Genomic DNA, 21,714 nt, shown 5'->3' with positions numbered 1-21,714 from the left:
GTACAAATATCATACAGCGAAGTATTCTTTTATCTATGGAAAGTGCTTTATTCGTTAAAGGTTTTTATAGAGAAGCAGATAACAGTGATAATGAATCCTACGCTTGAATATTACACTTTTGATTAATGTTCTTTTCCAAATTCAGGCGTATTCTTATTAATTGAACACTCACATATGTGTTTAGGAGCCCCAGTGTACATTGACCAAGTCGGCGATCGGACTTTAACTGATTGCAGTGTATTGATTGTCGACGATCAAGCCAGCAGTAGACTTATTTTAGAAACACTACTCGAAGAAACAGTAGAGTGCTTTTCTGTAAGCTCAGGAAAGGAAGCCATTGAGTACTGCAAGCATAACAGGCCAGACTTAATCCTTATGGACGTCTCCATGCCAGAAATGGATGGGCACGAGACCACAGCGCTGCTTAGACAAAAGCCATCCTGTGAACACATACCTATTATTTTCGTTACCTCTTCATCAACAGACGAGGAAGAATCTCGTTGTTGGGGTTCTGGTTGTGTAGACTTTGTAGTTAAGCCTGTGAATGCTTGTACGCTGCGCAATCGCGTAAAGTCGCACCTTCAACACAAGCTCAGAAGTGATTTTTTAGAAAAACTAATTTATATCGACAAACTAACCGGTGCCTACAACAGACACTATTTGGATGACTATCTCCCCCGATTAGTTAAAGATAGCGAACGCAATGCCACCCCATTGTCTTTAGTTATATTTGATGTCGACCACTTTAAGCTATTTAACGATATGTATGGACATTTAGATGGTGATAGCTGCTTATGGAAGGTTAGTAAAACGATAAACGATGCACTCCTTCGTCCTATGGATAAATTGGTGAGAATTGGTGGTGAAGAGTTTTTAGTAATTTTACCAAACACTGATGTGGAGGGAGCAGTAGCTGTCGCCGAGCGCCTATTAGAAACCGTTTACGACCTCAACATTCTACATAGTTCGTCTGAGTACGGGCGCATAACACTGAGTGCAGGCTTAGCGATAAAAACTGCCAACGATGATAAAACGATTGATTATGTCATGCTGGAAGCGGATAAAAACCTGTATGCAGCTAAAACTTCCGGGCGTAATCGCTTAGTATCTCCTTCACTTGCGCCTACGAAAAAAGCATTGAGCCCCAGTTCTTCACAAGCGATAAAAAGTTTCTAGCTGTCGCCTAGCTGAGTGCAACCAACAGCCCCGGTGTGAAGCAGACAGTCCAGCGTAGCCTCTTTCTCTACACTTAATTCCGTCAACTGGGCTAGGAAAAGCTGAAGCGTAGCTAACGCATCATCTAGCGCATTGTGTTCATTGAAAGCTGGAAGATCTAAGCGTTGGCGGCACACACCTAGCGTAGCACTATTACCTGGCAAAACCTGATGCTGCTTATTTAGCTGATATAGCGCAAGCTGAAGGGTATCAATATAAACCACCTCCAACTTTGGTACAGCGCACAGTTTAAAAGCTTTGTTTAACGCCATTAAGTCCAGTCTAGCGTTGTGAAAAATAAGAATGTGTTGCTGAAATAAAGGCGTGAGTGCACCGAGCGCCACTTCTAATTGTTCGCCTTTTTGCAAGATGTCAGGGGTTAACCCGTGAATCACAGGGCTTTGCCCTAGGTCTGCGGTCGTGTTGATAACATGATAACCGCTCGTCGATAAATCGATACGGCCCCCCTTGCCACTCACATAACCCACAGAAGTAATTTGCGTTGCTGAAGGGTTTAGCGAAGTAAGTTCTAAATCAACTGCGGTAAATGATGTATTGTAAACGCTAAGTTCGCGAAGACGCTTTTTCAGCTTGGTTTTACCCGTGAGTGCCTGTGCGCATGCCTTTATCCACCGTTGAACCATATCGATTAACTCACGCCACCTGAAAACTTCATCACCATAGCTTGATTCGTTCTTTCTATGGCTTTAAAAGCAGCTTTAAGCTGATGTTTTTCAATTGATGACAGGCTTGATATGGAAACGCGATTATCGGTAACTTTGTTTTCAAGTTGATGACGCCAGCGCAGACGATTCAGGAACAGCCAAATATCGCTAAGATTCGTTGCATCGCGTTTTGAAAGCTGCGAACGAGCAGATAACGCTTCTAGACGTGCGAGCGTGTTAGGTAAAGTCACCCCATCAGCCAAGGCATAGATTCTTGCTATATTATTGATTAAAGCGACAGCTCGGGTCTTTAGGTCAATAACATCTTTTTCTTTTCTTCCTTTCTCATAAACAAACTTCTGGAACATAGAAAGCGGCACAGCTATTTCATTGCTATGCCTGGTAAGGGCTGCTAAGAACATGTTTTGCTGCATTAAAGGGGCGCGCTGTTTTTGAAGCTGCTTAAATAGGCCCACATCACCAGCGGCACACCGCACATCCAAAAAGATATTGAAGTGCATAATGGCGTCTTTAGTGGGCGCTTTTACCCACTGTTTAGCTTCTTCGAGCGCCTCATCAAGGGATAGTCTCAGCTTAGGATTACTGGCCATAATATTGCCATCGCAAAGCTTGATGCCGCACTTCGCTAACCCTTTGCATACGTACTCTGCCATATTCGAAAAGTACTCGGCTTGCACCTCGGTAGGTTGCTTGGCAAGAAGTAGCCCGTTGTCTTGATCTGAGCCCATGGTTTGGTCTTCTCGGGCTTGTGAACCATACACTAACCACGCAAACATCATGGGAGCTTTACCGTTAGCTTCTTGGAAAAAGCCAATTAGCTTTCTGGTCATAATATCGGTTGCTTGTGACAATATTTTTCCAGCAATATCGTAATCACCCGCTTTTTTAGCATGAGCTGAAAAGTAATGAGGCAGTTGCCACGACAAGCGCGTGAGCTCATAAAGGTTCTCGGCTTTGCTCAGTTCACCAATGATGAAGAGTACGTTCCCCCGCTGATGACGAATGATATCGCTTGCGGTTACCATGCCAAGGGGCACGAGCGTTTGGTGATCAATAACAGGCAAGTGATGAATGTTTTTTTCCGTCATCAGCGCTAAAGCGTCAAACAAGGTCCTGTTACCCATAATCTGAGCTGGGTTAGCTGTCATTATTTGGCTAACCGGAAGATGAGGGTCTAAAGAGGCTGCCACCACTCTCGACCTTAAATCGCGGTCAGTAATGATACCAATTAGCTTCTCATGTTCAGTTACTAGCAAAGAAGAGACTTTTTGCGATGTCATTAACTGGGCTGCCTCCGTGATTGGGGTTTGAGCCTCGACGGAAACAGGGGCTTTTTCGATAATGTCTAAAAGGCCCTTGTAAAGCCACATTGAATTACTATCTGCTATGGCATGGTTTTGCAGAGCGTTATTACTAAGGCCATCAAAAAAATGCCGTATGGTAGGTATTTCAAGTAAAGGTTCTACAGCTAGCTTATCAAAACAATAAACCAGCCCTGGGCTGTCCACCGTTATACTTAGTGGAAAATTACGTTTTTCCATTATATTGATGTAGCCGAAGTAGTCTCCCTCACTTAAATGGCGTAAAGGGGCATCAGAATCTTGGACGGAAAACTGTCCGCTTTGGATAAGGAAAAGCGACACTTTATCCTTTTGTAGTTCCTCAACGTTATCCGCGGTTAAGTATACCAGTTCAGTATGTTTTACTAGCTGAAGCTTCTGCTCGCTATCCAGCAAATCAAAAGGTGCGGATGTATTAAGAAAGTCTTCAACTTGTTTAGCCATCGCAGTCATAGAAATTGTCCAGTTCACAAAAAGAAAAAACCAACCTACTCACTTTCGCCAGTAGATTGGTTTTATTTTGCTAAAGCCTATCTTAAGGCAATACTAATTTAGTGCGCTGATGCTTCACCCGCTCCCTTAGGATAACGAATGCTCTCAACCAGTTCTTGAATTTCTTCAGGTGCTTCATCTGTTGCTTTAAACACTAAGAATGCAACAATGAAGTTCACCATCATACCTAAAGTACCAATACCTTCAGGAGAGATACCAAACCACCAGTTGTCAGGCGTATTTGCAGCCGGATTTACAAACTTGAAGTAAATAATGTAAGCCGCAGTAAACGCAATCCCTGAAATCATACCCGCGATAGCGCCTTTGTCGTTCATACGCTTGCTAAAGATACCCATGATAATTGCAGGGAAGAAGCTCGACGCCGCTAAGCCGAAAGCAAAGGCGACCACCTGCGCCACAAATCCGGGCGGATTGATACCGAAGTAACCTGCAATGACAATAGCCACCGCTGCTGCCAATCTAGCGTACATAAGCTCGGCTTTATCCGTAATATTCGGCATAAAGTTCCGCTTCAGTAAGTCGTGGGACACAGAGGTGGAAATCACTAACAGTAAGCCCGCTGAGGTAGAAAGGGCTGCTGCCACACCACCTGCCGCAACAAGCGCAATCACCCAGGCTGGTAAGTTCGCGATTTCAGGGTTAGCCAATACCATGATGTCGCGGTCAACTTTCATTTCGTTGCGCTCATCACCCGAGTAGAACATTTTGCCATCGCCGTTTTTATCTTCAAACGCGATAAGGCCAGTTTGCTCCCAATTTTTAATCCACGACGGCGCTTCTTCATAGCTGGTGCCCGTCATCTCTGGACCGTTAATGGTTTCAATCATATTCACACGAGCGAATGCTGCAAGCGACGGTGCTGTAGTGTAAAGAATGGCGATGAACGCTAGGGCATAACCTGCAGATTTACGTGCATCGTGAACTTTAGGCACAGTGAAGAAGCGAACAATAACGTGTGGAAGGCCCGCAGTACCCACCATTAGGGCAAAGGTGATAAAGAATACATCGATAGTACTTTTTGTCCCCGAGGTGTATTCATTGAACCCGAGTTCGACGGATAAATTATCGAGTTTCTGCAGCATATGCACCCCCGAACCGTCTGCCAAGGTTGCGCCAAAACCGGTTTGCGGAAGGATATGCCCGGTAACCATCATTGAGATAAATACGGCAGGTACTATGTACGCAAAAATCATTACGCAGTACTGAGCAACCTGTGTGTAGGTGATGCCTTTCATGCCGCCAAGTACGGTGTAAAAGAACACGATAACCATGCCAATAACAACGCCAGACACAATATCCACTTCTAAGAAACGGCTGAATACCACGCCTACGCCACGCATTTGACCTGCAACGTATGTGAAGCAAACAAAGATGGCGCAAAATACCGCAACGGTACGTGCTGTTTGTGAGTAGTAACGATCGCCAATAAAGTCAGGTACCGTAAATTTACCGAACTTACGTAGGTAAGGCGCTAAACAAAGTGCAAGTAGAACATAGCCACCGGTCCAGCCCATAAGGTATACCGCACCGTCGTATCCCATAAATGAGATAAGACCCGCCATTGATATAAACGATGCTGCCGACATCCAGTCTGCTGCCGTAGCCATACCGTTCATAACAGGCGGTACGCCGCCACCCGCTACATAGAAGTCGTTAGTCGACCCAGCGCGAGCCCAAATTGCAATTGCAATATACAGCGCGAACGACGCGCCTACGATAATAAATGTTAAAGTTTGAACGTCCATGATTTACTCCTCATCTACGCCGTAGCGTTTGTCCATGGCGTTCATCTTCGCCATATAGACAAAGATCAAAGCAACAAATACGTAAATTGAGCCCTGTTGTGCAAACCAGAAGCCTAATTTAAAGCCAAAGAACTGAATTTCATTTAAGATATCGACAAACAGTATGCCGGCACCAAATGATACGATGAACCAAACGACTAAAAGCTTAGCTAGGAGCGCTAGGTTTTCACTCCAGTAGGCTTTTTTGTCCTCTTCGTTTCTAAATGCCATTGTTTCACCCTCAATGTCAGGTTAACTAGTTGTTATGATTTTACAATTCCCTAACGCTCGGCTTTGTTAACGTTATTGCTGCGATTGAAACTTTTGTACACGACAGAACCAAAGCAGCAAAAGTCAAGCATCTAGGAGGTCGGCTATTACTCTAGACCTGAGGTTTGAAATTCAAAATGAGACCATGGTCGTAGGTAGACCATGGTCGAAATGATTATAATATCAGCACAGTTGTTAAAACTAAGTTAAAGGAAGATTATGGTTTTTGGTTGGGTAACGCTTGCAGTCTTGTACCTTTTTTTGCTGTTTTCATTAGCAAGTTGGGGAGAAAAGAACTCGCCTACAGCAAGAGCACTGACTTCTCATCCCGCCGTTTATTCATTAGCCCTGGCAATCTATTGTACCGCTTGGACCTTCTTTGGCATGGTGGGGCAAGCAAGTAGAGATACGTGGATTTACCTGCCAATCATGCTCGGGCCCATCTTAGTCTATGTGCTGGGATACAAGTTTATTTACAAACTGACACTGGTAAGTAAAAAGCAGCATATCACAACCATTTCAGACTTCATTGCGTCTCGCTATGGCAAGCGTCAAACCGTAGCCTTAGTCGTTACGCTTATTGCTTTACTGGCAACCATTCCCTACATTGCGCTTCAGTTAAAGGCGGTAGGCGCCACCTTTCAACTGTTAACTCAACAACCTAACAGCAATGGAATTATCATTGCCGCCACAGGCTTTATCGCTGCCTTCGCGATTTATTTTGGTACGCGCCAAACTGATGTAACAGAATATAGGCGTGGCCTGATGCTGGCCATAGCATTTGAGTCCACCATCAAGCTACTTGCTTTAGTGCTGGTTGCTATTGTGGGTTACAGCGCGTGGAAGCGTACCCAGTCTGGTGCATTTTTCGAAAGTTTTACTAACGAGGTTGCGCTTGCTCAGTTCGGTTCGTTTAGCTTCATTGCACAAACTATTATGGCTGCGGCAGCCATTGTTTGCTTACCTCGTCAGTTTCACGTTGCCATTATCGATAACTTAAGCCTAGGGCACATTCGCACAGCGCGTTGGCTATTTCCTCTTTACTTAACCATTATTTCCGCGGTTATCCCTATCATTGCTATTGCGGGTAAAGCCATCTTTGCTGGTCAAGGCATTGAACCTGACTCCTATGTATTGTCTCTTGCGATGTTTTCGGAGTCTGCACTTCTTCAAGTCATTGTATTTGTAGGTGGTCTGTCTGCGGCTACGGCTATGATCATAGTCGCCACGCTTACCTTAAGCACCATGCTTACCAACGACGTGATATTGCCACGAATTTTAGCGTTCACAGGCAACACCGACGACAAAAAAGACGTATCCAAAAAAATCCGCCTAATTAGACGGATTGTTATCGCCTTTATTTTATTGATGGCTTTTCTATACCACCAGCAGATGACCAGCAGTCGCTCTCTTCACTCTATTGGCCTTATCGCTTTTTCCCTTGTAATTCAGCTAATGCCCGCCATTGTTGGGGGCCTTTATTGGAAGCGCGCGCATGCCCACGGCGTCTATGCCGGGCTTATGGTCGGGCTTGTTATCTGGGTGCTTTGGTTAGTGCTTCCTATTGTAAGTGAGCAAGTCTCTCAAATGGAGCAAAACGAACTTATAAGCCAAGGGGCCATGATTAGCTTGGCCGCAAACAGCCTTGTCTATGTACTCTTTTCTCATTTTGCACCCCAGCGCCTTATTGACAGAATGCAGGCAGAAGCGTTCGTTTCTCCCGCCATTTCTAGTAACAACACGGTGAAAGCTCAAGCCACAAACGTTACCGTGTCTGACCTCATCACTTTGCTTTCAACCTTTATGGGAACAGGGCGTTGCGATCAGCTTCTTACCCAATATCAACAATTAAACAATTGCCAGCTAAGCCACACAGATACACCCAATGAATCGTTTTTATCATTCTGTGAACGCGCCCTTGGCGGGGTTATTGGCGCTTCTAGTGCGAAAGTACTGTTAGACAGTGCGCTGCGTGGTAAGAAAATGGATTTCACTGAGGTTATTAACTTTTTCGACGATACCACGCAGGCGATGCAATTTAATATGACAGCGCTATTAACCTCGCTTGAAAACATGGATCAGGGCATTAGCGTGGTAGACAAACATTTGAATTTGGTCGCCTGGAACAAGCGCTATGCCAACCTATATCCTTACCCCGACAACTTGCTTGCTGTTGGCTCTCCAATAGAAAAGCTCATTCGATACAACGCATCGCAAGGCGAGTTTGGAACGCACGATGTCGATGCTGAAGTAGAAAAACGCTTAGCGCACTTGCGCTCCGGCATGCCGCACCGATTTACTCGCCAGCGTAAAGATGGTCGAGTCATTGAAATGGTGGGAAATCCATTACCTGGCGGCGGTTTTGTAACAAGCTTTAACGACATCACAGGGCACGTGGAAATTCAGCAAGCGCTGGAAGAATCGAACATTGACCTTGAAGCTCGCATAAAGAAACGTACGGAAGAAGTGCATTCGATTAACGCAGAACTTCGCCTTGAAATAGAACGACGCTCCGAGGCCGAGAAAGAACTAATAAGGGCAAGAAAAGCCGCGGAAGACGCGAACGCCAGTAAAACCCGTTTCCTAGCCCTTGCCAGTCATGACGTATTACAGCCGCTTAATGCAGCTAAGCTTTACGTAAGTGCTTTGGAAGAACAGGAACTTTCTGAACAAGCCCAGAATATAGTTCAGAAGCTTGGCCATAGCGTTAGTTCAAGTGAAACGCTCATCGGCACCCTGCTTGATATTGCTAGATTAGATCAAGGAGAGATGAAACCCGATATCGAATCAATTGATGTAAGCGCCCTACTCTCTCCACTAGTTGATGAAATGGCTATGCGTGCCCGTGAAAAGGGGCTTGGTTTCAAAGCCATAATCCGCCCTTGCTGGGTACGAGGAGATAAAACCTATTTATATAGAATTACCCAAAACTTGTTGTCAAATGCAGTGAAATACACCGAAAAAGGGCGGGTTCTTTTCACGGTTAGATCTGTTAAAGAAACCGTTTATTTCAAAGTTATCGATACAGGTATTGGTATTTCTAATGATAAAAAAGACAGTATATTCGGCGATTTCTTTCGCGCCAACGAAAGTAAAGAGCATGGGTTAGGGTTGGGTTTGGGCGTGGTGCGCCGCTTAAGCCTACAGTTGAACAGTGATATCAGCGTTAACTCGAAAGTTGGCAAAGGAAGCTGCTTTGCGTTCTCTCTTACTAAAGCCGCGCCTAAACGGGCTTATAGTATTGCGGCAAAGCCTCGTAGTACCACATTTACTGGAATGAATGTACTTTGTGTGGACGACCAAAGGGAAAACTTGGATGCTATGCAAACCCTATTACAAAAATGGGGCGTAAATGTGTTCTTAGCGAATAACTGGGATGATGCACTGAAGGTTTGTGAGGTCATTCAGCCTCAGATCTTACTGATGGATTATCAACTTAGTCACGATAGCGAGAAAAATGGGCTTGCTCTGATTGAAGAAATAAGACATCGACTAAACGTTGTAGTGCCAGCGGCGCTTATAACCGCAACACCAGATGAGAATTTAGTGACTGAGTGTAAAGACCAAGGCGTAAACTTTTTGGCTAAGCCGCTTAAGCCGGCAAAACTACGCGCGTTACTACAAAGTATGACGCGTTATATAAGAGAAGCGAAAAACGTTTAATTATTGTGGAACAATGACGTATCTGCACCACGTTAATTGAATGCTTTTCGTTCTCTACTATTGCACTTTAAATGACGAATAAAGAAGTACTTACAGTAACTCGTCATGTGGTTTAGTTTCTTCCGTCTTAACCACCGGCGTCTCTACACTCGACTTCGCCACAACTTTACCCATGGCCCCCCACTTTTCTTTCGGGTTGAGTAGCACTGGGCGGGTTAGAATCAAATTGTTGGGGTACATTAGCGTTTCGCGGTCGGCGGTGATTAAACGAGTACTGAATGGCCCAACATCCGCAATAACGCCCTCTATATAGTTATCGCCATCGAGAATGCGCACATAGTTGCCTCTGCTATAGGCTACATTGGTAAGCAAAATAAAGTATGCCGTAATATTGCTGATGAGCGACCAACTTGCAAAAAGTGCAACCCCGGTTACCGTAATGATGGACGTAGAAAGTACAAGTAGGCCTGAGAAATCGATCCCCCATGCCAACAGCAGCAGGGAAAGCGATACAGTCGCTACAATCACACGCGCAGCAAAAAGTCCTTTTAAAGCACTGTTAGATTTGAGCTTGGATTTTACGATATTATTTTCTAATTTTGGCAGTAACTTCCGCGACATTGCCAAATAGATAAGCAGAACTATACCACTGAACACGACGTTTGACTGGTACTGAGTTAACCACGCCAAAAAACCATGCCACCACTCATTCATTTATTTTTTCCTTACTGTTTTTATCACGCATACTGGCTTCTTTATCTATTTTTGCTTTAAAAAGCCAAGGCGCTCTAATGCTAACGTGAATAACAGACAAGTTCATGCATTAAAAGCAATCGACACAACAAGAATTATTCGTAAGACACCCCCTTTCACTTCTATTAGTATGCGCGCAAAAATGACTTGTCTAATTAATATTCACGTTCTAACGTGGTAACTGACACAATTAATAATCACGTTTTAACGTAGTAAATGACAGGTCGAATAAACGACAAAATAAACCACAAACTACAGGCTTTTTTATAATGCGCATCGCTATTCTTTCAAGAAATCCACGTCTTTACTCTACTTCACGCTTAGTGGAAGCTGGGCAGGCTCGCGGGCATGAGGTCGACGTTATCGATACTATGCACTGCTACATGGATATTACGAGCGCGCGACCCTCTGTTCGCTATAACGGTAAGAAACTACCTTACTATGATGCAGTGATCCCCCGTATCGGCGCATCTGTTAGCTTTTACGGTACTTCTGTAGTTCGACAGTTTGAGATGATGGGGACATACAGCCTCAACGAGTCAGTGGCGATTAGCCGCTCTCGAGATAAACTTCGCTCGCTCCAGCTTCTTTCGCGCAAAGGCATTGGCATGCCTAGAACCGGCTTTGCTCATCACCCGGACAAAATTGACGATGTAATCAAAACCGTGGGCGGCGCGCCAGTGGTTATTAAGCTGCTAGAAGGTACCCAAGGTATAGGCGTTGTATTGGCAGACACCCAAAAAGCCGCAGAATCCATTATTGAAGCATTTATGGGGCTTAATGCCAGTATTTTAGTACAGGAATTTATTAAAGAAGCAGGTGGCTCTGATATACGCTGCTTTGTGGTTGGTGGGAAAGTCGTTGCTGCTATGAAGCGTCAGGCGGCTCCCGGAGAGTTTCGCTCTAACCTTCACCGAGGCGGTCAAGCAAGTTTAGTTCGCCTAAGCCCTGCTGAGCGCAAAACGGCGGTAGATGCAGCAAAAACCATGGGCCTTAATTGTTGCGGTGTAGACATTCTTCGCTCGAACAACGGCCCTGTAGTGATGGAAGTTAACTCTTCACCAGGCTTAGAAGGTATCGAGAAAGCTACCAATAAAGACGTTGCCAGCATGATCATTGAATTTATTGAAAAGAGTGCCGAGCCACATAAAACAAAAACCCGAGGAAAAGGCTAACCCCTTCAACCTACGCAATAACGTAAATATAGGAAAACGTTAGTGGTAAGTGATGTTTTAAAAATTGGGGGCGAAAATATTGCTCCTGGCGAAACAAAAAAAATTGAGTTAGAAATGCCACCGCTGTATACAGCGACCAATATGAGTATCCCCGTTTATGTTAAACGAGGAAAGCGACCTGGTCCTGTTATGTTTGTGAGCGCTGCTATCCATGGTGATGAATTAAATGGCATTGAGATAGTCGGCCGCCTTATCCGGTCAAAAGCGATTGAACGCATTAGGGGCACCTTAATAGCGGTACCCATGGTTAACGTATATGGCGTGTTAAACCAGTCTCGTTATTTACCCGACAGACGTGATTTAAACCGCAGTTTTCCTGGCAGTAAAAAAGGCTCGCTTGCCGGGCGGTTGGCGAACTTATTCTTCAAAGAGATAGTGAGTAAGTGCGACGTGGGCATCGACCTGCATACAGGCGCTATTCATCGAAGTAATCTGCCACAAATTCGCGCGGATTTAGACGACCCTGAAGTGCTTGAAATGGCCAAAGCGTTTGGTGTGCCTGTGCTGCTTAATGCTGAATTACGAGACGGTTCGTTACGCGAAGCGGCCAGTGAAAATGGCGTTAAAATATTGCTCTATGAAGCTGGTCAAGCACTGCGCTATGATGAATTTTCTATTCGCGCAGGCGTAAAAGGTATAATCAATACCATGCGCCACTTAGGCATGTTAAACAAAAGCCGTAGCAAGGGCCATAGCATTGAGCGTTTCATTGCCAGACAAAGTGGCTGGGTGCGCGCGCCTGAGAGTGGATTTGTAAATCACCTAGCCCAACTAGGCGATCATGTTGAAAAAGGTGACAAACTAGCCATTATTGCGGATCCATTTGGCAATTATTTGGACAGCCTTGAAAGCCCAGCTGAAGGCGTTGTAATTGGTAAACAAAATATTCCGCTTACCCAAGAAGGTGAAGCCGTTTACCACATTGCATACTTTTCAGAGCCTGATACTGTTGCCGAACACGTAGAACTATTACAAGACAATTTATTGCCGCCAGAGCAGAACCCTGTTTTATAAATTGGTAGAAAACTGATGAACAATAAGAAAATTGTTGGTGCAGTAGAACTGTGCGACTTGCCCAAACTCGCTATCTCCGACTTAACCGTGCGCGTTGATACAGGTGCGGCAACGTCATCACTTCACGTAGACAATATTGAAGAGTTTGAGCAAGACGGTGAACTATGGATTAAATTTGATATTCACCCAGACATTCATAACGTAGAACGTGTAGTTAGACGGGAAGCGCGCGTTGAAGGCAAAAAGCGCGTAAAAAGTTCAACAGCTACACGTGAGAAACGCTATGTTATCATTACGCCTATCGTTATGGACGGATTCCAATGGGATATCCAGTTAACCCTAACGGATCGTTCTGAAATGACTTACTTAATGCTGCTTGGCAGAGAGGCGATGAGTGGACAGTTTATTGTAGACCCCGAACACGATTTTTTACTTACTGGAAAAGATTAGCAGCTAAAAAAGGGCTATACTTTAAGTAACCTTTAATAAGGCAATTAGCCGGGCTGGCGCCACGTAAATGAGTTAAAAATATGGATATCAAAGCTAAATCTCTAAGCCGTATCATTTTGTTAATGAGTTTACTTGCGCACTTCGTTGTTTACGGGCAACAGCAACCTTCTGATGAGGTAAGCGCAGACTTGCCTCATACCGTTTTACGATTACCCAACGTCCACCCTGGAAGAGATAGCGTTTACTCATACGCAAAGTCACTGCTAACAGAAGCCTTGCGTGTTACTCGGTCGCAGTACGGTACCTTTGAGCTTATTGTTAGCAACCAAGAAACGGCCCAAGAACGCCAGTTGCGCAGCCTCGAGCACAATATGCTAGACGTAACGTGGAGCGTAACGTCTACTGAGCGCGAGCGTCAGTTTCTCCCTATTCGCATTCCTATCATGGCAGGACTGTTTGGTAAGCGCGCCTTGTTTGTTAAAGAAGGGGATGTGCGACTAAAAAAGGTAAAAAGCCTCATTGACCTACAGGAGTTTCGTGCAGTTTTAGGATACGACTGGCCTGACACAAAGATTTTTCGGGCTAATGATATTCCCGTTTTAGAAACCACGTATCGCGCTTCATTTCGCATTGTTTCGGAAGGGTTCGCCGACATGTTTCCAAGAAGTGTGATGGAAATTAACGAGGAGTTTGCCGATAAAACCTTATCTAAAGGCTTAACTATCGATGACAACCTCATCATTTCATACCCAAGCCCTATCTTTTTCTTTGTTGGCAGTGATAATCAGGCATTAGCAGGGCGTATCGCTGAAGGCCTGCTGATGCTATTTGAAACCGGGAAGTTCCAAGAGTTACTGCTTGCACATAAGAACTTTAAAGAAGGGATGACCTTAATTGATGGGCGTACGGTTATTGAAATCGAAAACCCGCTATTGAGCGAGCAAAGCCGCTTGGCGTTAGAAAAGTTTCTACCTGAATTTGCTATGTCTGAAGCCGTGCTTAAACACGATGTTACTGAACCGGTGGCTCCAGCTCAAGCTGCGAAGCAATGAGTACCGCTTGGGTACGGTTATTAATGCCCAACTTTTTAAAGATAGCGGTAACATGCGCCTTAACGGTGGCTTCAGCAATATCTAAATTAAAGCCAATTTGCTTATTCAATAACCCATCTCGCATGTAGCAAAGTACTTTATACTGGGACGGTGTGAGCGACGCAACTTTGTCAGCAAGTTCAGAAAACGCTTCATCCACCTCATCAACATCTTCGCTTAAGTTTTCAGGCAACCACACATCACCATCTAAAATAGCCTCAACTGCATTGGCTATATCTTGTGCACTGGCCGTTTTTGGAATAAAACCAAGTGCCCCTACGCTAATGATCTTCGAAATAAGGGTAGCGTCTTCCGTTCCAGAAACCACGGCAACAGGAAGTTCAGGAAAGAGTTTTCGGATATGCAGCAAGCCAAATAAATCATTGCTGCCTGGCATATGTAAGTCGAGAAGCAATAAGTCGATATCCTCATTATTGAGAATATCGACTGTGGTGTTTAGATCTCCGGCCTCTTTAAGGGTAAGGGCTGGAAGTGACAACGACAACGCGCCTCGTAGTGCATCGCGATACAGCGGATGATCATCAGCGATTAGAAGGGTTATCATTGTCTATATCCTTAATTCTACTTATTCAGACGTTCCTCTATCAGTGTATCAACAACCGATGGATCCGCCAATGTAGATGTGTCACCTAATTGCTCATGCTCATTGGCCGCAATTTTACGTAAAATACGGCGCATGATTTTACCAGAGCGTGTCTTAGGTAGCCCGTTCGACCACTGAATCATATCAGGAGTGGCAATGGGGCTTAACTCTTGGCGCACCCACGCTTTAAGTTCTTTAGTCAGCGCTTCGTCTGCTTCAACACCTTCATTAGGCGTTACATAAACATATATCCCCTGCCCTTTGATATCGTGAGGGAAACCGACTACCGCAGCTTCAGCCACTTTAGAGTGAGCAACAAGTGCACTTTCTATTTCAGCCGTACCTAGACGGTGGCCCGATACATTTAGTACGTCGTCTACGCGGCCAGTGATCCAGTAAAAGCCATCTTCGTCACAACGTGCGCCATCACCTGTGAAGTACACGCCTTTGTATGCGCTGAAGTAGGTGTTAATGAAGCGCTGGTGATCGCCATAAACCGTTCGAGCCTGGCTTGGCCAGCTATCTTTGATCACTAGGTTACCTTCTGCCGCGCCTTCAAGTTCATTGCCATCAGCATCAAATAGCGCCGGCTGTATGCCAAAGAATGGGCGGGTTGCCGAGCCAGGTTTTAATTCTGTTGCTCCAGGCAGAGGCAAAATCATGTGTCCGCCAGTTTCAGTCTGCCACCATGTATCGATAATAGGACAACGGCCTTCTCCAATAACACGGTGATACCATTCCCACGCCTCTGGGTTAATTGGCTCACCCACTGTGCCAAGCAAACGAAGTGATGATAAATCACAACCTTCAGCAGGCACGTCACCGTGAGCCATTAACGCACGAATCGCGGTTGGCGCAGTATAAAGACTATTTACTTTGTATTTTTCTACGACCTGCGCAATGCGTTTAACGTCTGGATAGGTAGGTACACCCTCGAAGAACACTTGCGACGCAGCGTTTACCATGGGGCCGTAAACCATATAGCTGTGACCTGTAATCCAGCCCACATCCGCAGTACACCAATAAACGTCATCGTCTTTGTAATCGAAAGCGTATTTAAAGGTCATAGCGGAATAGAGCAGATAACCGCCTGTTGTATGAACCACACCTTTTGGCGTACCCGTAGAACCCGATGTATAGAGAATAAATAGCGGGTCTTCCGCATTCATTACTTCAGGCTCGCATTGTGCTGACATACCGTCCACAGCTTCATGCCACCATACATCGTGCTTCTCGTTCCAGTCTACATCGCCACCCGTTAGCTTATGCACCAAAACATGTGTAATTGACGGGCAGGCATCATCGGCTAACGCTTTATCGACGTTGGCTTTAAGCGGAATGCTTCTTCCTGCGCGGCGCCCCTCATCGGCTGTAATAACGACCTTTGCGCTACTGTCATTTATGCGGTCGGCAATAGCGTTTGGTGAGAAACCACCAAAAATTACCGAGTGAACCGCACCAATACGTGCACACGCAAGCATCGCGTAGGCGGCTTCAGGTACCATAGGCATATAAATGGCGACCCGATCACCTTTCGTGACTCCCATTTCTTTAAGTGCATTCGCTAACTTACATACTTCATAGTGCACCTGTTGGTATGTCACATCTTGGCTGTCTTGTGGTGAGTCGCCTTCCCAGTGAAAGGCAACTTTTGTGGCATTGGTTGCCAAGTGACGGTCAATACAGTTGTAGCTAGCGTTTAACTCACCGTCTTCAAACCATTTAATAGACACATCATTTTCACCAAACATGGTGTTTTTAATTTTGGTGGGCTTTTGGTACCACTCAAGCATAGACGCGTGCTCAGCCCAGAACACTTCGGGTTGCTCTACTGACTGCTTATACATCTCGTCATACTGCGACGCAGTCAAATGAGTAGATTGAAGAATGTTCTCAGGCACAGGATAAGTTTTGCTGGCGGTCATAAAGATTGCCTCCAATATCAATAATGTAAAATTCTTGTTGTATGGTGAAACACTCTAGCTATTCACCCACAAAGCAAAATGAGACTTTGGTCTTAGCAGCATAAAACTAAGGTAGTAATAAAAAAGTTAGACTAAAAGTATTACGACTATAGTCTTATGCGACCAACGGCTTATTTAAATTTGCGATAATAAGTACACAATCAGCGATGTTAACGTTGAATTTACATTTATTTAACCACTTTTTTGGAACAGACACGATGAAAGCTAAAATAAAAAATACCGCTACCGCAGTAGCGCTGTGCCTAGCGGCAGCGGGCGGCACAGCACAAGCAGCAACAATCGGCGACACTAGTGTGAAATTCACGGGTTATATTAAAGTTGACGCTATGGTAAGCGACTATTCAGATGGCACCATTGCCTCTGGCAGCGTAGGTCGAGACTTTTATATACCTTCACTAACTCCCGTTGGTGGCGTTGACGAAGACCCACAGTTCGATGCACACATCAGAACATCTCGTTTCCGCTTTGCCACATCAACGCCTACCGCCGAAGGTGACACTATTAACGGTGTATTCGAGCTGGATTTTGTTGTGACTAGCGGCGGTGATGAGCGCATCAGTAACTCCTATACTCCACGAGTACGTCACGCATACTTAACTTACAAGAATTGGTTGGTGGGCCAAACATGGACGACCTTTATGGACGTAGGTTCGTTACCAGAATCACTTGATTTTATTGGTACTACCGACGGTATCACCTTTGGTCGTCAAGTCATGGTGAGATATACCAATGGCGGGTTTCAGATTGCACTAGAAAACCCTGAATCAACCATTACGCCGTTTGGTGGTGGTAGCAGGATAACAAGTGATGACAGTAGTGTTCCAGATTTAGTTGCCGCCTACACCACAAAGCAAGACTGGGGTTATGTAAAAGTAGCGGGCTTAGTCAGACAACTTTCTTATGATAATGCCGCAGGCATCGACGCTGACGAGACTAGCTTTGGCGTGTCGTTAACAGGTAAATATAACTTATCCAATGGCGATGATATTCGCTTCACGTTCAATACGGGTAAAGGTTTAGGCCGATACTCTGCACTGAACGCAGTAAATGGCGCTGTTCTTACTGAAAGTGGCGACTTGGAAGCCATTGACTCAACTGGGTATGGCATTGCGTATCGTCACAAGTGGAGCGAAAAAGCACGCAGCAGCATTATGTTCTCAGCGTTTGAAGCCGACAATGACGTAACGCTTACTGGCTTAAATACGACTGAAAGTACCTACAGCACACGTGTGAACTACTTGTACTCGCCAACGAAAGCGCTAACTGTTGGAGCTGAGTATGCGTTCGCAAAACGTGAAATTGAAGCCGGTCTTGAAGGCGACATGAACCGCTTCCAAGTTTCAGCTAAATACGCGTTTTAATAAGTACGCAGCTTTACAAATTAGAACGGCGTTTCTGAGCTCAGAAACGCCGTTTTTTATTGACCGAATGGTTGCTAAATGCGTTTAATGCCTAGGTTATACCGGCCCGCACAGGTAGTGAGCACGCTAACCTGTATTACACCATCAGAAACAATTAGTCCGCATTTACCTCTCTAGTGCAGTTTAAAACTGCCGGTAGGCTTTTATATTGTCGTAAAAATAATTCCCAGTGGTACTGCAAAGAACAATCCACCCACGTAAGCTGCGCCGTACATCTTTCGTTCTGCAGCTAGGACAGATAGCTGGTAGGACAAATTAATAGGAATATTACGCAATACAGGAACACCATAAATGAGTGTGACACCCAACACATTGTAGATAAGGTGTACCAGCGCTATCTGTAACGCAAAACCGCTGTTCACGCCCGCCACGCCTAACGCAGCAATAAGGGCGGTAATACAAGTTCCAATATTTGCACCAAGAGTAAACGGGTAGATTTCACGGGCTTTTAGCACCCCTGCCCCCACTAAGGGCACCATGAGTGATGTGGTCGTGGATGATGACTGCACCAACACCGTCATTAGGGCGCCAGATGTGATGCCGGATATGGGCCCCTGCCCAATGCTTTTGTGTAGTAAATCCTTCGCTTTTCCTACCATAAGGGACTTCATAATTTTTCCCATATAGGTAATAGAAACCATAATAAGCGCAATACCAATCAGAATTTTAGCGATACCTGGATAAACAGAAGGTAAAAACTCAAGGGACTGAGAAACCAAATTGGTTACTGGCTGTGTGGCCGCCTTTATTGGGTTGAATCCGCTTACGCCCAGCGCTTCTGGAGTATGAATAAGTGTTACAATCTGACCACTCAAATACTCTAAAATACCAAAGGCCATTTCTAGTGGAAGGAATATAAGTACGGAAAGAACATTGAAAAAATCATGAATAGTGGCTGCGTTAAAAGCGCGCTGAAATTCTTCTTTTTTAGCAACATGCCCTAGGCTTACCAAGGTATTGGTAATACTAGTACCAATATTCGCTCCCATCATCATGGGTACCGCGATGGTAATGGGTAAACCACCTGCAACCATACCAACAATAATTGAAGTTACCGTGCTTGAAGACTGAATTAACGCAGTCGAAACCATGCCAATTATAAGGCCCATTATTGGGTTTGATGCAAAATTAAAAAGCTCTCTAGCATGATCACCAGCGGCATATTTGAAACCACTTCCAATCATGCTCACCGCAAGTAACATGACATAAACAAGTAGTGCAAGAAGCAGCCATCGGTGCCAGTTATTGTTCTTTTCTACAGTGCTGGCTGATAGTATTTGTGGGTCAATCATTCAGATAACGAGTACGAGTTAAGACAGAAAAAACCATACTATTACGACCGTGTGACACAAAAATGACGGGATATACCCGCCATTCTTCATCAAATAAGCACTAGCTATTAGAAACCAAGAGGATACCTTCTAAATACATCGTGAATATCATTCAACGTCTCGCTTGAGAGCTCTATATCAAACGCATCAATGTTTTCTTTTAACTGAGGCATTGTTGTTGCCCCAATAATAGTAGACGTAACGCCAGGTACTTGCTGGCACCATGCTAACGCTAATTGCGAGGGCGTTATTCCTGCTTTTTCTGCAATCTTCACATACTCTGCAGTGGCAGCCTGGGCAGGCACTTTATCTCTGAACAGTCCCATGCGCTGAGCTAGCGTCCACCTGCTACCTTCTGGTCTTGCGCCGTTTTGGTATTTGCCGCTTAGCATGCCTGTCGCTAATGGTGACCACGGTAAATATGCAATATTTTCTAGCTCACACATTTCGATTAAATACGGCCAGTCTTTTGCGTGCAGTAAACTGAACTCATTTTGGATAGATACGGGAAGGGGCATATCAAGCTCTTTGCAAAGGGTAAGGAATATGTGGATGCCCCAAGGCGTATCGTCCGACAGCCCCCAGTGTCTTATTTTACCTTCGTCTAATGCGCGCTTAATTCCCATGAGAATATCACGCATACCCTCTATTTCTTTTTCGCGATTCGTTTTCGTAGGGTCCGCGCCATCAGGCCAATGCTTTCCAAAATGTGGCGTTACCCTGTTCGGCCAATGTAGCTGGTAAACATCAATATAGTCAGTATTTAAACGCTCTAGCGAATCAGTAAGCGCGTTGCTAACTGCATCAGACGTAATGGGGCCAGCATTGCGGATATACTTCAATCCGCTGCCGGCAACTTTAGTCATCAATACAACATCTGAGCGCTTCGCTTCATTTCGCGAAAGCCAATTACCTATAATGCGCTCTGTATCGCCGTACGTATCGACATTGGGAGGAACGGGATACATTTCCGCGGTATCTAAAAAGTTAACACCTTTATCGAGGGCGTAAGCTATTTGTTCATCTGCATCTTGCTGGGTATTTTGAATACCCCATGTCATTGTTCCTAAACAGATGTCTGACACCTGTAGGTCGCTACTTCCTAAGCGGTTAAACTTCATCTTTGCTTCTACCTTGGCTTATACCTTGTTTATGCAATAGTGAGTCGGCCGCTTTAGAAAATCTACCTACTTTTAGCTTTTAAATGAAAGCTATGAGGCTTTCTTATTGGCCAACTCGGCTTCGACGCTGGCGAGACGCGCCTCAATATCTCTTTTCGACTCGACCATTTCATTCGCCAGTTCTGCGAGTGACTTTAACTCTGCAAACCCTAACTTTCTGGTATCAATCGTTTGATACTGACGCTTGCAGCGATAAAAGAAAGTAAGAAAGTTAACAAATGCGCGATGAAATGTCGCAAAACTCTTGATCAGCACCAGAATTAATACGACAGACGTAAGCGCGGCAATACTTAAGCTATAAATACGCACCTGTGCTTCTTGTTGCTCGATCATGGGTTGCAGGGCGGCATCGACGCCTTTTAGCTGAGTTTCAACATTGTGAGCGCTTTGTCTAAATTCGCCACGAAGCCCTTCATTATGAGTTACGCCGTAGGTAGTAAATGCATCAACTAGCTGTAAAAGCGCTTCTCTATATTGAACCAAAGTGCCGCTCAGTAAAGCAGTACCGCTATATTCAGAAGCTAAACGCTCACTCAACGTCATCATTTGCCTTGCGTAAACCCCTTCTTGGTTTATCTGATAATTGCGCGTTGCCAGTTGAATACCAGTCAACAGTTCACTCGCTTGCGAGTCTTGAGCACGCAGCCCTTCGCTAAGGGTATTTTCTAACTCGGTTATGCGCGCTCTCAAACCATCGTTTTGGCTTAATCCAATCCGTTCTTGAAGCGATACTACCTGTCGAAATGTGCCGCTATAGGCTTCTATCGAAGATGACAGGCTTTCCACGTCAGTCACAGGCAATCTGTACTCATTGAACAAGGGAACCAGAGTTGTTGAGCGACCTTTAAATTCATAGCTCCGCTCAAGGAACTTGTCGTAATAAACGGTCTCGTGGCGCAGAAGAAAGTCTTTTTCATGTCGTCTCATTTGCAGCAGATCTTGCCCCATTCTTAACAACACATCACGCTGCTGGTGTAACCCTATAAGTCGTTGGGTAAAGTAGTGCTGGCTAACAACTAATACCCCCATACCGATAACGCAGACAAGGGTCATTAAAACTAGGCGAGATTTAATAGAATCGAACTTCATGACAAGCTCCTCTTGGGAGAAATTGCGCGCACCAGCTACATAAAAAAAAGCTAATAAACGCTGAAAACACATCAACATACGTCATCAAT

Annotated in this window: 17 protein-coding genes; 7 read left to right on the top strand and 10 right to left on the bottom strand. The window is 44.9% G+C overall.

Going from position 1 to position 21,714, the window contains the following annotated elements; translation table 11 throughout:
* Window positions 1-192 precede the first annotated feature (192 nt).
* Window positions 193-1,176 carry a GGDEF domain-containing response regulator gene (locus tag ACYX4N_RS04450; RefSeq protein WP_474804617.1) on the top strand — a complete coding sequence of 328 codons (984 nt, stop codon included), beginning with the start codon at window positions 193-195 and terminating at the stop codon, window positions 1,174-1,176.
* On the opposite strand, the gene ACYX4N_RS04445 is transcribed toward ACYX4N_RS04450, so the two are convergent.
* From ACYX4N_RS04445 to ACYX4N_RS04430, 4 genes are all read right to left on the bottom strand, one after another.
* The gene (locus ACYX4N_RS04445; RefSeq protein ID WP_476055731.1) at window positions 1,173-1,859 is read right to left on the bottom strand and encodes a 3'-5' exonuclease; all 687 of its coding nucleotides are present in this window, start codon (window positions 1,857-1,859) and stop codon (window positions 1,173-1,175) included. The two genes, ACYX4N_RS04450 and ACYX4N_RS04445, sit on opposite strands and share 4 nt — an antisense overlap.
* A 5-nt stretch (window positions 1,860-1,864) precedes the next feature.
* Window positions 1,865-3,694 (bottom strand): putative nucleotidyltransferase substrate binding domain-containing protein, encoded by a 1,830-nt coding sequence (locus ACYX4N_RS04440; protein ID WP_476056416.1) that lies wholly within the window; start codon window positions 3,692-3,694, stop codon window positions 1,865-1,867.
* 98 nt (window positions 3,695-3,792) lie between these two features.
* Window positions 3,793-5,499, bottom strand: coding sequence for a sodium:solute symporter family protein (locus ACYX4N_RS04435; protein ID WP_474804608.1), 1,707 nt, complete (start codon window positions 5,497-5,499; stop codon window positions 3,793-3,795).
* Between the two features lie 3 nt (window positions 5,500-5,502).
* Window positions 5,503-5,769, bottom strand: coding sequence for a DUF4212 domain-containing protein (locus ACYX4N_RS04430; RefSeq protein WP_039216401.1), 267 nt, complete (start codon window positions 5,767-5,769; stop codon window positions 5,503-5,505).
* A gap of 258 nt (window positions 5,770-6,027) precedes the next feature.
* Here ACYX4N_RS04430 and ACYX4N_RS04425 point away from each other — a divergent pair, with 258 nt between their 5' ends.
* Window positions 6,028-9,471: a PAS domain-containing hybrid sensor histidine kinase/response regulator gene (locus tag ACYX4N_RS04425; RefSeq protein ID WP_476055730.1), complete on the top strand. Its 3,444-nt coding sequence runs from the start codon at window positions 6,028-6,030 to the stop codon at window positions 9,469-9,471.
* A gap of 90 nt (window positions 9,472-9,561) precedes the next feature.
* On the opposite strand, the gene ACYX4N_RS04420 is transcribed toward ACYX4N_RS04425, so the two are convergent.
* On the bottom strand, window positions 9,562-10,185 hold the full coding sequence (locus ACYX4N_RS04420; protein WP_474804601.1) for a mechanosensitive ion channel domain-containing protein: 624 nt from the start codon (window positions 10,183-10,185) through the stop codon (window positions 9,562-9,564).
* A gap of 308 nt (window positions 10,186-10,493) precedes the next feature.
* On the opposite strand from ACYX4N_RS04420, the gene rimK reads away from it, so the two are divergent.
* The 4 genes from rimK to ACYX4N_RS04400 all read left to right on the top strand — a co-directional run bounded on the left by rimK (window position 10,494) and on the right by ACYX4N_RS04400 (window position 13,975).
* Window positions 10,494-11,399: a 30S ribosomal protein S6--L-glutamate ligase gene (rimK, locus tag ACYX4N_RS04415; protein ID WP_025257684.1), complete on the top strand. Its 906-nt coding sequence runs from the start codon at window positions 10,494-10,496 to the stop codon at window positions 11,397-11,399.
* A 42-nt stretch (window positions 11,400-11,441) separates the two neighbouring features.
* A complete protein-coding gene (locus tag ACYX4N_RS04410) occupies window positions 11,442-12,473 on the top strand; it encodes a succinylglutamate desuccinylase/aspartoacylase family protein (protein ID WP_474804597.1) in 1,032 nt (343 codons plus the stop codon).
* A gap of 15 nt (window positions 12,474-12,488) precedes the next feature.
* The gene (locus ACYX4N_RS04405) at window positions 12,489-12,923 is read left to right on the top strand and encodes an ATP-dependent zinc protease family protein (RefSeq protein WP_474804594.1); all 435 of its coding nucleotides are present in this window, start codon (window positions 12,489-12,491) and stop codon (window positions 12,921-12,923) included.
* 80 nt (window positions 12,924-13,003) lie between these two features.
* Window positions 13,004-13,975, top strand: coding sequence for an amino acid ABC transporter substrate-binding protein (locus ACYX4N_RS04400; protein ID WP_476055729.1), 972 nt, complete (start codon window positions 13,004-13,006; stop codon window positions 13,973-13,975).
* Here ACYX4N_RS04400 and ACYX4N_RS04395 read toward each other — a convergent pair.
* Together ACYX4N_RS04395 and acs are read right to left on the bottom strand one after the other, a co-directional pair.
* On the bottom strand, window positions 13,935-14,579 hold the full coding sequence (locus ACYX4N_RS04395; protein ID WP_474804589.1) for a response regulator: 645 nt from the start codon (window positions 14,577-14,579) through the stop codon (window positions 13,935-13,937). The two genes, ACYX4N_RS04400 and ACYX4N_RS04395, sit on opposite strands and share 41 nt — an antisense overlap.
* A gap of 17 nt (window positions 14,580-14,596) precedes the next feature.
* Window positions 14,597-16,543 (bottom strand): acetate--CoA ligase, encoded by a 1,947-nt coding sequence (gene acs, locus ACYX4N_RS04390; protein ID WP_474804586.1) that lies wholly within the window; start codon window positions 16,541-16,543, stop codon window positions 14,597-14,599.
* Between the two features lie 257 nt (window positions 16,544-16,800).
* Between acs and ACYX4N_RS04385 the strand changes: the two genes are divergently transcribed.
* Window positions 16,801-17,964 carry a DcaP family trimeric outer membrane transporter gene (locus ACYX4N_RS04385; protein WP_474804584.1) on the top strand — a complete coding sequence of 388 codons (1,164 nt, stop codon included), beginning with the start codon at window positions 16,801-16,803 and terminating at the stop codon, window positions 17,962-17,964.
* A 203-nt stretch (window positions 17,965-18,167) separates the two neighbouring features.
* Here the strand turns inward: ACYX4N_RS04385 and ACYX4N_RS04380 are convergent, their stop codons facing one another.
* The 3 genes from ACYX4N_RS04380 to ACYX4N_RS04370 form a co-directional block, all read right to left on the bottom strand.
* A complete protein-coding gene (locus ACYX4N_RS04380; protein ID WP_474857409.1) occupies window positions 18,168-19,316 on the bottom strand; it encodes a Na/Pi symporter in 1,149 nt (382 codons plus the stop codon).
* A gap of 107 nt (window positions 19,317-19,423) precedes the next feature.
* Complete coding sequence (locus ACYX4N_RS04375; protein ID WP_476055728.1) at window positions 19,424-20,476, bottom strand: aldo/keto reductase; 1,053 nt, start codon at window positions 20,474-20,476, stop codon at window positions 19,424-19,426.
* Window positions 20,477-20,566: 90 nt separating this feature from the next.
* The gene (locus ACYX4N_RS04370; RefSeq protein WP_476055727.1) at window positions 20,567-21,625 is read right to left on the bottom strand and encodes a chemotaxis protein; all 1,059 of its coding nucleotides are present in this window, start codon (window positions 21,623-21,625) and stop codon (window positions 20,567-20,569) included.
* Between the last annotated feature and the right edge of the window lie 89 nt (window positions 21,626-21,714).

The organism is Alteromonas sp. ABH4_452, assembly GCF_056311825.1.
The sequence above is the reverse complement of the archived record's forward strand: the minus strand, read 5'-3'. Positions and strand labels throughout refer to the sequence as shown.

Excerpts from the sequence above, each read along its gene's own strand:
- ACYX4N_RS04440 (WP_476056416.1), bottom strand. The coding sequence starts at position 3,694 with ATGACTGCGATGGCTAAACAAGTTGAAGACTTTCTTAATACATCCGCA.
- rimK (WP_025257684.1), top strand. The coding sequence starts at position 10,494 with ATGCGCATCGCTATTCTTTCAAGAAATCCACGTCTTTACTCTACTTCA.
- ACYX4N_RS04420 (WP_474804601.1), bottom strand. The coding sequence starts at position 10,185 with ATGAATGAGTGGTGGCATGGTTTTTTGGCGTGGTTAACTCAGTACCAG.
- ACYX4N_RS04445 (WP_476055731.1), bottom strand. The coding sequence starts at position 1,859 with ATGGTTCAACGGTGGATAAAGGCATGCGCACAGGCACTCACGGGTAAA.
- ACYX4N_RS04375 (WP_476055728.1), bottom strand. The coding sequence starts at position 20,476 with ATGAAGTTTAACCGCTTAGGAAGTAGCGACCTACAGGTGTCAGACATC.
- ACYX4N_RS04380 (WP_474857409.1), bottom strand. The coding sequence starts at position 19,316 with ATGATTGACCCACAAATACTATCAGCCAGCACTGTAGAAAAGAACAAT.
- ACYX4N_RS04435 (WP_474804608.1), bottom strand. The coding sequence starts at position 5,499 with ATGGACGTTCAAACTTTAACATTTATTATCGTAGGCGCGTCGTTCGCG.
- ACYX4N_RS04425 (WP_476055730.1), top strand. The coding sequence starts at position 6,028 with ATGGTTTTTGGTTGGGTAACGCTTGCAGTCTTGTACCTTTTTTTGCTG.
- ACYX4N_RS04430 (WP_039216401.1), bottom strand. The coding sequence starts at position 5,769 with ATGGCATTTAGAAACGAAGAGGACAAAAAAGCCTACTGGAGTGAAAAC.
- acs (WP_474804586.1), bottom strand. The coding sequence starts at position 16,543 with ATGACCGCCAGCAAAACTTATCCTGTGCCTGAGAACATTCTTCAATCT.
- ACYX4N_RS04405 (WP_474804594.1), top strand. The coding sequence starts at position 12,489 with ATGAACAATAAGAAAATTGTTGGTGCAGTAGAACTGTGCGACTTGCCC.
- ACYX4N_RS04370 (WP_476055727.1), bottom strand. The coding sequence starts at position 21,625 with ATGAAGTTCGATTCTATTAAATCTCGCCTAGTTTTAATGACCCTTGTC.
- ACYX4N_RS04400 (WP_476055729.1), top strand. The coding sequence starts at position 13,004 with ATGGATATCAAAGCTAAATCTCTAAGCCGTATCATTTTGTTAATGAGT.
- ACYX4N_RS04395 (WP_474804589.1), bottom strand. The coding sequence starts at position 14,579 with ATGATAACCCTTCTAATCGCTGATGATCATCCGCTGTATCGCGATGCA.
- ACYX4N_RS04385 (WP_474804584.1), top strand. The coding sequence starts at position 16,801 with ATGAAAGCTAAAATAAAAAATACCGCTACCGCAGTAGCGCTGTGCCTA.